The following is an 11,841-nucleotide window of genomic DNA, read 5'->3' as shown; positions in this document are numbered from 1 at the left end:
TCCTTTTTGAGGCCGAAGTATAGCTTATTCCGCTGTCTCAAATCCTGGGTCCATCTTATAGATAATACGTTGCAACCTTTGGTCGTATCCTTGGACATGTTTTTTTTCGAGGGTGTCAAGAAAGTGGTTCGCTTGCCGGTACGAGTCTTGCTTCTGTGTTGCCCATCCAGGCACAAGTCCGGGGCGCTCTAGAAGTCAATCTATTGAAATGAAAGATTTATTGATACTTCGCAAAGACTGTCAAAAATTCTATGAAAAACGGGAGATCGGGGACGATGTTTGATCGGCGAGCGATGTTGAAGGCGATGGCACTGTCGTTTGGTGGGATGTGTCTCCCGACCTCCATGGCGCACGCGGCCATGGAGTCGTTCAGTCGTACATCGAAGCGGGGGGTGGTGATCGCCATCGATCCGGGTCACGGTGGCGTGGATCCTGGCGCGATCGGCAACACCGGCTTGCGGGAAAAGGATGTCACCCTGGCCGTGGCCAAGCGGGTGGCCAATGAAATCAATGCGGTGCCGGGTTTCACCGCCCGTTTGACCCGGAGCGGGGATTATTATGTGCCTTTGACGCAACGGGTGGCCATCGCACGGAAATTCCAGGCCGATCTGTTCATCAGTCTGCACGCCGACGCGTTTCATGTCAGTTCGGCCCGGGGAGCGTCGGTTTATTGTCTCTCCGAGCGGGGCAAACCCTCCCCGGACAAGGCCATCCGCCTGCTGGAACGCCGGGAGAACAATGTGGATCTGATCGGGGGCGTGGATCTGGACGAGGTTTCGGATCAGGAGGTCAAAGGCATCCTGATGGATCTGTCTCAACGGGATTCCCTGAACCGTTCCTTGCTTCTGGGCAACAATCTGCTGGCTTCGATCTCCAATACCCCCCCGCTTTCCCTGCATTTCAAAACCATCAAACAGGCCGGCTTCGCCGTGTTGAAGGCTCCGGATATCCCATCGGTTCTGGTGGAGATGGCATTTCTTTCCAACCGGGAAGAGGAGTATCTGTTGCAACAGGTGGGTCATCAGGATTCGTTGGCCAAAGCCGTGACCCTGGGCGCGCAACGGTTTGCCAGAGCGTCCGGGTTGGCGTAAACCACAAAAAACATTTCCATGTTGCTTTCCGGCCTTGGCGTCTTGGCAGACCCCTGGGCCGGTTGCCCGCTTCGCGGTCAGACGGCCTCCTCGAACACCCGCTCCGCGTGAAACGAAGAGCGGGCCAGGGGATGGCTCTCCACATTGGCAAATCCCATGGCCAGAGCCTGCTCCCCCAAACTCTGGAACGCCTCCGGAGTCCAATAGCGCACCACAGGCAGATGATCCCGGCTCGGGGCGAGATATTGGCCGATGGTCAAGGTGTCCACCCCAGCGTTTTTCAAATCGTTCAACACCGCCAGCACTTCCGGTTCCTTCTCCCCCAGACCCAGCATGATGCCGGATTTGATGCGCATCGGGGCGCCATCGTGGGCTGCGGCTCGGGACAGCAGTTGCAAAGAGCCTTGATAACTGGCGGCTGGCCGCACCGTCGGATAGAGACGGGGCACGGTCTCCACATTGTGATTCAACACCTCCGGCGCGGCGCGCAACACCTGTCGCAAGGGTTCCTCCGCGCCCCGGAAGTCGGGAATCAGCAGTTCGATCCGGGTGGCATGCTGGATGGCTTGTTCCCGGATCGCGGCCACGCAGGCCGCGAAGTGTCCCGCTCCCCCATCCGTCAGATCGTCCCGGGTCACCGAGGTGATCACCACATGGCGCAGATCCAGGGCGGTGACGGCCTCGGCCAGTCGGCGGGGTTCATCCGGATCCGGCGGCGCGGGCCGACCGGCGGGAACGTCGCAAAAACCGCAGGAACGGGTACACAGAGCGCCCAGAATCATGAACGCCGCGCTGCCGGCATGCCAGCAGTCGCCGATGTTGGGACAGCGGGCCGACTGGCAGACGGTTTCCAGTCGCAGCCGTCGGGTCAGGGCCTGGAGGCGGCGATATTCCGGGGATCCGGGTGCCCTGACCTTGAGCCAGCGGGGTTTGGGTACCAGCACCTATCGTTCCTCCATGCCGATTTTTTTGAAGAATTTTTTGCGGATTTTGGCATCGAAGGCGTTCCATTTGATCATGGCCAACTCCTCGCTGTCGTTGCCGGACAAAAACCCCAGGGAGATTTCAAATCCACCCGCGCCGGCCTTGCCCCCGCCGTAGAAGACGCCCTGTTCGGTACGTCCCAGCACATCCTTGAGAAAGGCGTCCGGACTGAGACTGTTCTTGCTGGTGCGCAAGGAGCCGTGAATGCACTCCAGACCATCGGCCATGGCCACGATGCCGTAAACCACGGCGGTATGGACTGTATCTTCGGTCAAGAGAAAGTCCGCGGCCTGGGGAATGGCATCCCGGTCCTCGCCCCGCAGATAACCCACTCCGGAAAGACACAATCCCGCCTTGATCACCCGGTTGGCCAGGGCCAGACGGATCACCTCCATCACCTTGTGGTTGCGTCGCTGATGCAGGATATCCATCAGCAGGTCGATGTCGTAAAAGGGCTGCAAAAAGGCGGCGGCGGTGAAGTCGAAGGGTTGGGCGTGGAGCATGGAACCGGTTTCGCTGACGATGCCATGCATCAGGGCCGTGGCCAGGCGTCGATGTTCCGGCTTGGAGGGGCGCAACGGCAACAGCCCTTCGGACAGATAGTGGGTAAAGATCGAGGCGCAGGCTCCCACCGGACGGATATCCGTGAACAGGGGCGCGTTGAGACGGGTCTGGTGGTCATGATGGTCGATCACCGCCAGTACCGGGACTCCCGCGTGGTCCAGACGATCCACCAGGTTGCTGGTGGTGCCCTGATTGTCCACGAAGACCGCTCCTTGGAAGTGATTGGCCGGGATTTCGTCCGCCACCCATTCGGTCACCTGGATTTCCAGCAGGTTGATCAGGGCGATGTTCTCCTGATGGCTGATGCGTCCCCCATAGATCAATTCCGTCTGGATGCCCCGTTCGGCGGCCAGAACGTGATAGGCAAAACCACAGGAAATGGCATCCGGATCGGGAAAATCTTGTAAAATGACGGCGTGACGCTCTCCTTCGCGGCCAGTCAAAAGCGCTTCGAGTTGAGTGACCTTGCTTTTTGTATCCAGTTCTTCCATTTTGCTTAACCTCGATTTCGGGAGCGCGGGTTGGCGCGGTCGTGTCGTTTTGATCATGACATCTTGCCAAAAGGCCACCGGGCTTGCACCATATTTCGATGGATTGTGTTTCACTTTACCAAGGAGACCCGAATGGGGAAAGTCACATCGCGCGTAAGGCTCATCGATGGCATTCAGATGGTTGGAGAGTCCGGTTCCGGGCATACTGTGGTCATGGATGGCAGCCTTGAGGTGGGGGGACGCAACATGGGTGTTCGTCCCATGGAGTTGTTCCTGATCGGGCTGGGAGGGTGCGCCAGCATCGACGTTCTGACCATCCTGCGCAAAGGACGGCACATCGTGAACAACTGCGAGGTGGTGATCAAAGGGGAACGGGCCGAACAGGATCCCAAGGTCTACGTGGAGATCGAAATGCATTTCGTCGTCACCGGAAAGGATATTCCTTCCAAGGCGGTGGAACGGGCGATTCAGCTCTCCGAGGAAAAATATTGTTCCGCCGCCGCCATGTTGAGTAAAACCGCTACCATCCGCAGTACTTTCGATATTGTGGAGTCGCAATCATGAGGCATCGTCTGGTGTTTGTCCGGGGGGCGTGGTGGGTCGGGATGTGTCTGTCGCTGCTGACTTGGCTGGTCTCGGCTCCGGTGGGTGCCGACCCCTTTGTCCCCAAGGTCGGAGAACACTTTGAGGCGATCATCCCGCCGGTACCGGTTTCCGGTTCCAAGCCCGAGGTGGTGGAGGTGTTCAATTTCAAATGTCCCCACTGCATCAAGCTGCATCCGGCCATGAACGACTGGACGGAGAAAATGAAAGGCCGTTATGACATCAAAAGTCTGCCCATCGCCTTTTCCCAGCAGACCGATCAACCCTTGCGGGCCTTTTATGCCGCCCAGTTCATGGGGCGGGAAGCGGACATGAAACACGCCTTGTTCAATGCCCACTTCGTCGATCAGATCAATCTGGATTCGCCGCAGGAGCTGGCTTTCATCGCCGAAGGCATGAAGATCGATTCCGCGGCCTTTCAGGCCCACATGAACTCCTTCGGGGTTCAGGGCAAGATCGCCCAGGGTCGCGCTTTGGCCCAGTCCTATGGCATCACCGGCACCCCGACTTTGGTGATCAATGGACGCTATCGGGTCACTCCCGGCAAGCACGATCAAGGGAATTACGAGCGTCTGTTCGAGATTGTGGAGGCTCTTGCCGCGCAATGATCGTCCTGGTGGCGATCAAGCAGATCCCGGATCCGGTGGTGCCGGTCCGGGTGAAAGCGGATGGAAGCGGCGTGGAGATCCGGGATGCCCGACCGGTTGCCAATCCGGTGGACGATAACGCCCTGGAGGTCGCCCTGCAATTGCGTGAAAGCGGGGCGGCCCAGGGGGTGATCGCGGTTTCCGTGGGGCCTGCGGAGTGGGAAGGCACCTTGCGGACCGCCTTGGCCATGGGGGCGGATCGGGGAATCCGCATCGATGCCCCGGATCCCCTGGATCCCCTGCCAACCGCCCGACTGTTGGCCGCTTTGGCGGTGCGGGAGGGGGTGGGGTTGATGCTCACCGGTCGTCAGGCGGTGGACCGGGATCAAGGAACGGTCGGTCTGCTGGTGGCCGGTTTGCTGGGTTGGGGTCAGGTGGCCTTTGCCAGCGGATTGGCATGGGAGGAGGGGCGATGCCGGGTCTCGCGTGCCGTCGATGGGGGCCAGGAGGTCGTCACCGTGCGTCTGCCCGCCGTGATTACCGTGGATCCCCGTCTCAACACGCCCCGATATGCCAGTCTGCCCGCCATCATGCGGGCGCGGAGCAAATCCCTGGAATGCATCTCCCCCCAGGAACTGGGGGAAAATCTGTCGAGTGATCTGGAGTGGCTCTCCGTAGCCTTGCCCGTTCCCCGCAAACCGGGGATACGGGTCGGCGACGTGACGGAACTGGCCGCCCGGTTGCGCGCCCGTGGGGTGGTGGCGTGTCCGTCCTGATGGTGATCGATGCGGGTGATCCGGATCCTGTGGGGGTGGCCGCCCGGCTGATGGGGGCGGTCCGTGGGCTGGAGGCCGCGGTATCCGTGCTGGTGGTCGGCGTCAACAGCCGGGAGGTGGCCTGCGGATTGGCCCGGCTTGCAGGAATCCGGGAGGTGATCCATGCGCATCATCCGGCGCAACGGGTGCCCCCGGAAGATCTGGCCCAACTGGTGGTGGAACTGGCGGCGGGATTTGATCATCTGGTGGCCACGGCCGGGAGTTTCGGGGCGGAACTCATGCCCCGGATCGGAGGAATACTCCGGGTATCGCCGGTCACCGGGGTGGTGGAAATGCGGGGTCCGGAGACCTTTGTGCGTTCCATGCACGCCGGTCGGATCATGGCTGTGGTGCGGACGCGGGCGAGACCGGTGGTGTTGACCGTGCAGCCTTGGGCGTTTGCCCCGGTGCCGCTGGAAAACGTGGCGGTGACGGTGCGGCAGGGACCGGATGCCCCGACTTTGGGATGGTCCGCATCTGTTGATTTTCGTCCCTCGAACGACCAGGGGAACGGGGATTTGTCCACGGCGCGGGTGGTGGTGGCCGGCGGGGCCGGCCTGGAAAAAGAGGGCAGTTTCGCCTCGGTGGAGCGGTTGGCCCGGGTATTGGGCGGAGCGGTGGGGGCGAGCCGGGGGGCCGTGGACGCAGGATTGGCCCCGGCGGAACGGCAGATCGGTCAGACCGGTCGGATCATCGCGCCGGAGGTATACATCGCTTTGGGGATTTCCGGCGCGGTCCAGCATCTGGCCGGGGTCAAGGAGGCGGGATGTCTGGTTTCCATCAACATCGACCCCCAGGCGCCCATGGCCCTGGTGGCGGATCTGGCCTTGACCGGGGATCTGCACACGGCGGTTCCGGCTTTGATCGAGGCCTTGCAATCGGCTGCTCATCCTTCTTCCTTGTGACGCCAAGAAAGGGGAGAGCAGCCGGGGATTTCTGGATCGGGCTTGGTTGTTATTTCATCCAGGGGAGGGCGGCGCCGGCGAACTCCTCCCAGCGGGTGGTGAGTTGGGCGCGAATTTCTTCGTATTGACGAGCCCGCCAGCCGATGAGGGCGCCGGCATATTGGATCGTTTCCAGATCGGTGGAATCCGCGAGGATTTTCTCCAGCAGTCCGGGCATCACCGAGACATCGTTCATCACGCCCAGCAGGTCTTGCAATCCCTTGAGGTGTTGGCCAAAGCTCAGCATTCCCTTTTCGACGAACAGCGGCAGAAAGAATTCAAAGGCGTAGCGGAGCTTTTTGCATTCGATGCGCAGGGCGTGCAACTCGACGCTGTTCATCTCCTTCAGGCGGTTGCCATAGCTCAAGGTGGAGGCCATGCGCTTGCTGAGCACCATGGAGGCGTAGCGGCGGATGTTTTTGTTCATCCGGTTGCGTTCGGCGGAGGGCATATCGTCTTTGTACCAACCGCTGGAGTCGAGCCAGGCGGGAAAGTCCCGCATGAAGGCTTGATACCGTTCGCTTTCCATCATGGTGCGGACCTGGGCATAGGCTTCTGTCCGACGTTGTTCCGCCAGGGCGGTCAGCTTTTTTTCGCCCGATTCCAGAGGGATTTTGCCCGACATGGCCTTCAGGCCCTCGTGGATGAAGACATCCAGATCCCGGGCTGCTCCCATGGTGGAGGCGATCCATTGCATTTCCATGCTCCAGGGATCGGTGATCGACCGGGGAATGGCTTTGCGAAACAGACCCAGGGCAGACCGCATGCGCCGCAACGACACTCGGGCCTGATGCACGCCTTCGATGTTTTCTCCATGGCGGGCAATGGGAGCCCACTCTTGCAGATAGTCGAAATTGTAGCGCAAAATGAGCCCAAACGTCTCCCCGGTACTGTGTCTGTCCTTGATGGGGGCTCCCTTGATCTTGACTGCGGTCTCCATGTCTTCCTCTCTTGGGTTTCTTGGATTAAAGAAAATGACAGAGTCTTTCTTATACGTTACGTGATCTTACCCCAAAGCGGGTGGGGCAACAAGCCGCTTTGCGTCCACCTGAAAAAATGCGCCCCCGCGGGAAAAATTCCCAAGGAAAGGTGGACATCCAGCGTGACGGGCACTATCATGGATCCGATTTCACCCAGACAGCCAAATGTTGAAGCGTTGGGCAGAAAGGATGCCAGACTGGGCCCGACACTTTTAATTCAATTAGATTGTGCATTCATCCAAATTCAAAAAAAATGCGGGAGAACGGAATGACCACTGAGAACACCAAGAAAACCGACGCCACACCCGATATCCTCACCAAGCGTCTGGCCGCTGACGACGGCGCCAGCAAAATCATCCTGGGCAAAGGGAGCCAGCAGGCGCAACGCAGCGCCCGTCCCAAGTTCAAGAAGATGTCCGAGGATGAGTATCTCAACATCATGACCCCGCTCCATATCGAGCTGGTCAAGATGCAAAACTGGGTCAAGGAGAATGGCGTCAAGATCATCGCCCTCTTCGAGGGGCGCGACGCTTCGGGCAAGGGTGGTACCATCAAGCGGTTCATCGAACATCTCAACCCCCGTGGATGCCGGGTCGTGGCCCTGGAAAAACCCACGGATCAAGAGCGCAGCCAGTGGTATTTCCAACGCTATGTGCAACATCTGCCCTCGGCGGGTGAAATCTGTCTCTTTGACCGCAGCTGGTACAACCGGGCGGGCGTGGAGCGGGTGATGGGATTCTGCTCCAAGGATCAGGTGAAAGAGTTCCTGCGCTCGGTTCCGGAATTCGAACGGATGCTGGTCAACTCCGGCATCACCCTGTTCAAGTTCTATTTTTCCGTCAGCAAGGAAGAGCAGTTGCGTCGTTTCAACAGCCGCATGAACGACCCCCTCAAGCAGTGGAAACTCTCCCCGGTGGACAAAGAGTCCCAGGATAAGTGGGAAGACTACACCAAGGCCAAAGAGGACATGTTCTTCTACTCCTCCACCCCCGAGTGTCCCTGGACCATCATCAAGTCCGATGACAAAAAACGGGCGCGCATCAACGGAATCAAGTATGTCCTGAGCCAGCTCCCCTACAAGGGCAAGAACAAGGAAATCCTGGACTACGACAAGCGCGTGGTGCGCACCGTGGCCGAGGAAATCGGCATCGATTAAGGCCGTTTGTTCCCCTTCGCGGCCCCTGGATGGGAGTCAGTGGTTTTTGGTAAACGCGGTTGTCGGTCCGGATTGGATCGGCAACCGCGTTTCGTTCCTTCCGGCACACTCCCGAGAATCGCTCCCCAGATCATGACACCTCAGAAGGAAAATTCATGACTCACTCCCCTTTGCAACTTGTTCGCTCCATTCTCGATGCGGGCCGGTATGATGCCGACAAAAAGGATGACGCCTCCGCCCGCATGAAACCTTTGGTCACCGTCTCCCGTTATTATGGGGCCGCCGGTTCCAGTACCGCCAAATTGTTGGCCGAACGCCTCGGTGTTCAATTGTACGACAAAGAATTGTTGAACGCCATCGTCAGCCAAACCAAGGATGACAAACAACTCCTGGCCAGCCTGGATGAACGGGTCAGTTCCCTGGTGGACGACATCCTTCACTCCTTTTTCTCCAAGAAAAGCATCAGCTCCGAGGCCTATTTCCGCTACATGGCCAAGGTGATCCTGGGTATTGCCCCCCTGGGCGGGGTGATCGTGGGTCGGGCCGCCCATTTGCTTCTGCCGAGAAAACAGACTTTCTGTGTCCGGCTCGAAGGATCCCTGGCCACCTGTGCCAAACGGATCGCCAAACACAAGGACATGAAACTCGAAAAGGCCGAAAAACTGGTTCTCCAATCCAACAAGGAGCGGGAAAAATTCGAGCAGCAGGTGGCCAAACGGTTCCCCAGAGCGGTGCATGGATTTGACCTGATCGTCAATACCGACCGGTTCGCGCCGAATCAGGCCGTCGAAGTGATCATTGCCGCCATGAATCAGATCGGTTTTCAGGTACCACCGGAACAGGCGTAACCCTTGCCCGCGAACGGTTTCATGCCCCCTGTCAACCGTGCGGGAGACAACGGCTTCCGGAAGGATCGACCATCCGGGAGTCAGGGTACTGTACCCTCTCGTTTGTTTCAGGGGGTGTGGTCCCTGTTGGCCGCCTATCTGTTGGGTAGCGCACTGACCATCGGCGGCTTTATGCTGGATTCCGCAATCCGGCATTCTCCCCTGGAGGGGGGGCTGATTTTCGCGTTGGTGGTGATTTTTTTTCTGCTCGCCTATCGGTTGTTGATTCGACCCCGACAGCTTGAACGGGCGCGCAACGCTGAACAATTAGCCGAAATCAACCGTTACACCCATGCCATTCTGGACTCCATGGCCAACGGTTTGCTGGTCATCGACGTACAGGGATCCATCCTCACGGTCAATCGGGCCTTTCTGGCACTGACCGGTTATGAGGCCTCGACATGGCTGGGACAAACCGTTTTCGGTCTGTTCGACGGAGCGGACGGCGGGTGGTTGCGCGCCATGCAAGCGGGCACCCTGGCCGGAGAGGACACTTTCCTCCTGGCCAGGGATGGCACCCGCATTCCGGTTCAGGTCACCGCGTCGCGGTTGGCGCTTCACGCAAGCGTGCCAGAAGAGACGATTCTCGTCATTCAGGATCTCCGGGAGCGGCACGAGGCGGAAGCCAATCTGCTGCGCTATCAGAACCATCTCCAGGAGATGGTCAACGAGCGGACCGCCAAACTGGAAGAGTCCATGGTGGCCGCCAATGCCGCCAGTCTTGCCAAGAACGAATTCCTGGCCAATATGAGCCATGAAATCCGTACCCCCATGACCGCCATCATCGGCATGACCGATCTGGTGCTCAATACCCGCCTCACCACCGAGCAGCGTGACAAGCTGATCATTGTCCAAAACGCCTCGAACAATCTCCTGACGCTCATCAACGGCATTCTGGATCTGGCCAAAATCGAGGCGGGTCAATTGTTGTTGGAGCGCATCTCCTTTGACCTGCGCTCGGTGGTGGAAAATGTCTGCGATCTGATCGCGGTCAAGGCCCATGAAAAAGATCTGGAACTGTTTTGTTACATCGCTCCGGAAATCCCGGATCTGGTCATTGGTGATCCCAACCGTTTGACGCAGATTCTCATCAACCTGATCGCCAACGCCATCAAGTTCACCGAAAAAGGCGAGGTGACGGTTTTGGTGCAACGGGCGGACTGGCCGGCGGATCCGGTGGGTGGAGAGTCGCGGGAACGGGGTGTGGGGGTAATGTTTTCTGTGGCCGATACCGGCATCGGCATTCCCGATGATCGCCAGGAGAAGATTTTCGAGCGGTTCACCCAGGCGGATGGCTCCATCACCCGCAAGTTTGGTGGTACTGGATTGGGTTTGACCATCAGCAAGGTGTTGGCGGAGTTGATGGGAGGATCAATCCGTGTGGAAAGCGAGATCGACGAGGGGAGCATTTTTCATGTGATGCTGCGTTTCGGGGGGGTGCGTCGTGCGGTGGTGGACGCAGCCGGGGTGGAGGCGGGTGACCGGGGGGCTGCGCCGACCATCGGTCAGGCCCTGGCGGGGGTGCGGATTTTGATCGCCGATCCCCATTTGTTGGGCCGCACCATTGCCGTCGAGATTCTGCACAGCTTCGGGGCGGTGGTGGGGGAAGCGGAGGATGTGGTCGCTTTGACGACTGCCTTGGACGAAGCCCAGGTCGAAAATCGACCCTGGGAGGTGCTGATGCTGGATCAGCGCATGGTGGAAATTCATGGCCCGGCCTTGTCGGATTTGACCAATCATCCGGGTTGGCGTGGCAAGGCGGCCATTTTGTTGTCGGCCAACCGTCGCGCCGAAGATCTGCCCGGCATCGGGGCGTTGCCGGAGATGGTGCCGATCATCAAGCCGCTCAAGCGGGTCAGTCTGTTGCGGTGTCTGAAGGCGTTGCTGGAAGGGCGGGTGTGCGAGTTGTCCCTTGAACCCGCCGGTTGGCCTTTTGTCGATACCACGATGCCGTCGTTGCGCATTTTGCTGGCGGAAGACCTGGAAGAAAACCGGGAACTGGCGGTTGAAATTCTGGAGAAGGCGGGTCATCAGGTGGTGGCGGTCAAGGATGGCCAGGAGGCTTTGGATCGTATGTTGGCGGCTCCCGGATTCGATCTGGTGCTGACCGATCTGCATATGCCCCGGATGGACGGTTATGAATTGACCCGTCGGATCCGGGAAAGGTCGGATGTCAGCGGACGGCTCCCCATCGTGGCGGTCACGGCCCGCGCCCTGCCGGGAGAACGGGCGCTGTGTCTGGCCTCGGGCATGGACGATTTTTTGGTGAAGCCCTATCGCCCGGTGGAACTGCTCAACGTCACTGCCCGGGTCGCTTTGAAACGGCGCCAGAAATCCCGCAAAGGGGCGCCCAGGGATGTGCCGGTGTTGTCTTTGGTGGAAGACAAGGGGCTGTTTCAGGAGTCGGCCTCCCAATGGCGCAAGGGCGTGGCCGCCTTGTTGCAACCGCTGCGCACGGCCATGGACGACAAGAACTCCCGTCGCGCCCGAGAACAAAGCGAAACCCTCAAAAAACTCGCCATCGGTCTGGGCGCGGAACGGCTGAAACTCAAGACCGTGCGCTTAGGTGTGGCGGTGCGGGCCGAGGAGTGGCTGAAGGCGGAAAAATTGTTCAAGGAGCTGGAAACCGAGTGCGTCGCGGTGAGCGAGGCGGTGCGGGAACTGGTGTAGCAGGGATGATTGATCGACCGACTCTTGTGACGATCAGAAAATTCCATTGTTGTTGATCCGGAGGTAACG

At 59.2% G+C, this 11,841-nt stretch carries 11 protein-coding genes; 8 read left to right on the top strand and 3 right to left on the bottom strand.

Annotated elements, in window-relative coordinates:
* Nucleotides 1–275: 275 nt before the first annotated feature.
* Nucleotides 276–1,091 carry an N-acetylmuramoyl-L-alanine amidase gene (locus HQL98_12930; GenBank protein MBF0272950.1) on the top strand — a complete coding sequence of 272 codons (816 nt, stop codon included), beginning with the start codon at nt 276–278 and terminating at the stop codon, nt 1,089–1,091.
* 77 nt (nt 1,092–1,168) lie between these two features.
* On the opposite strand, the gene lipA is transcribed toward HQL98_12930, so the two are convergent.
* Both lipA and HQL98_12920 read right to left on the bottom strand, forming a co-directional pair.
* Nucleotides 1,169–2,035: a lipoyl synthase gene (lipA, locus tag HQL98_12925; protein ID MBF0272949.1), complete on the bottom strand. Its 867-nt coding sequence runs from the start codon at nt 2,033–2,035 to the stop codon at nt 1,169–1,171.
* Nucleotides 2,036–3,130, bottom strand: coding sequence for a DHH family phosphoesterase (locus HQL98_12920; GenBank protein ID MBF0272948.1), 1,095 nt, complete (start codon nt 3,128–3,130; stop codon nt 2,036–2,038).
* Between the two features lie 132 nt (nt 3,131–3,262).
* Between HQL98_12920 and HQL98_12915 the strand changes: the two genes are divergently transcribed.
* The 4 genes from HQL98_12915 to HQL98_12900 are packed head-to-tail and all read left to right on the top strand — an operon-like array spanning nt 3,263 to nt 6,040.
* Entirely contained in the window at nt 3,263–3,694 is a 432-nt protein-coding gene (locus HQL98_12915; GenBank protein MBF0272947.1) for an OsmC family protein, read from the top strand.
* Complete coding sequence (locus HQL98_12910) at nt 3,691–4,341, top strand: thiol:disulfide interchange protein DsbA/DsbL (GenBank protein MBF0272946.1); 651 nt, start codon at nt 3,691–3,693, stop codon at nt 4,339–4,341. Before HQL98_12915 ends, HQL98_12910 begins: the two co-directional genes overlap by 4 nt.
* The gene (locus tag HQL98_12905; protein ID MBF0272945.1) at nt 4,338–5,096 is read left to right on the top strand and encodes an electron transfer flavoprotein subunit beta/FixA family protein; all 759 of its coding nucleotides are present in this window, start codon (nt 4,338–4,340) and stop codon (nt 5,094–5,096) included. Before HQL98_12910 ends, HQL98_12905 begins: the two co-directional genes overlap by 4 nt.
* Complete coding sequence (locus HQL98_12900) at nt 5,084–6,040, top strand: electron transfer flavoprotein subunit alpha/FixB family protein (protein MBF0272944.1); 957 nt, start codon at nt 5,084–5,086, stop codon at nt 6,038–6,040. The genes HQL98_12905 and HQL98_12900 overlap by 13 nt, the downstream gene beginning before the upstream one ends.
* A 49-nt stretch (nt 6,041–6,089) precedes the next feature.
* On the opposite strand, the gene HQL98_12895 is transcribed toward HQL98_12900, so the two are convergent.
* The gene (locus HQL98_12895; GenBank protein MBF0272943.1) at nt 6,090–7,019 is read right to left on the bottom strand and encodes a CHAD domain-containing protein; all 930 of its coding nucleotides are present in this window, start codon (nt 7,017–7,019) and stop codon (nt 6,090–6,092) included.
* A 293-nt stretch (nt 7,020–7,312) separates the two neighbouring features.
* On the opposite strand from HQL98_12895, the gene ppk2 reads away from it, so the two are divergent.
* From ppk2 to HQL98_12880, 3 genes are all read left to right on the top strand, one after another.
* The gene (gene ppk2, locus HQL98_12890) at nt 7,313–8,215 is read left to right on the top strand and encodes a polyphosphate kinase 2 (protein MBF0272942.1); all 903 of its coding nucleotides are present in this window, start codon (nt 7,313–7,315) and stop codon (nt 8,213–8,215) included.
* Between the two features lie 155 nt (nt 8,216–8,370).
* Nucleotides 8,371–9,063, top strand: coding sequence for a cytidylate kinase-like family protein (locus HQL98_12885; GenBank protein MBF0272941.1), 693 nt, complete (start codon nt 8,371–8,373; stop codon nt 9,061–9,063).
* 21 nt (nt 9,064–9,084) lie between these two features.
* On the top strand, nt 9,085–11,772 hold the full coding sequence (locus HQL98_12880; GenBank protein ID MBF0272940.1) for a response regulator: 2,688 nt from the start codon (nt 9,085–9,087) through the stop codon (nt 11,770–11,772).
* Nucleotides 11,773–11,841: the final 69 nt, after the last annotated feature.

The sequence above is a fragment of the Magnetococcales bacterium genome (assembly GCA_015231755.1).
Classification (GTDB): domain Bacteria; phylum Pseudomonadota; class Magnetococcia; order Magnetococcales; family Magnetaquicoccaceae; genus Magnetaquiglobus.
This window is presented reverse-complemented; position numbering and strand designations above follow the sequence as displayed.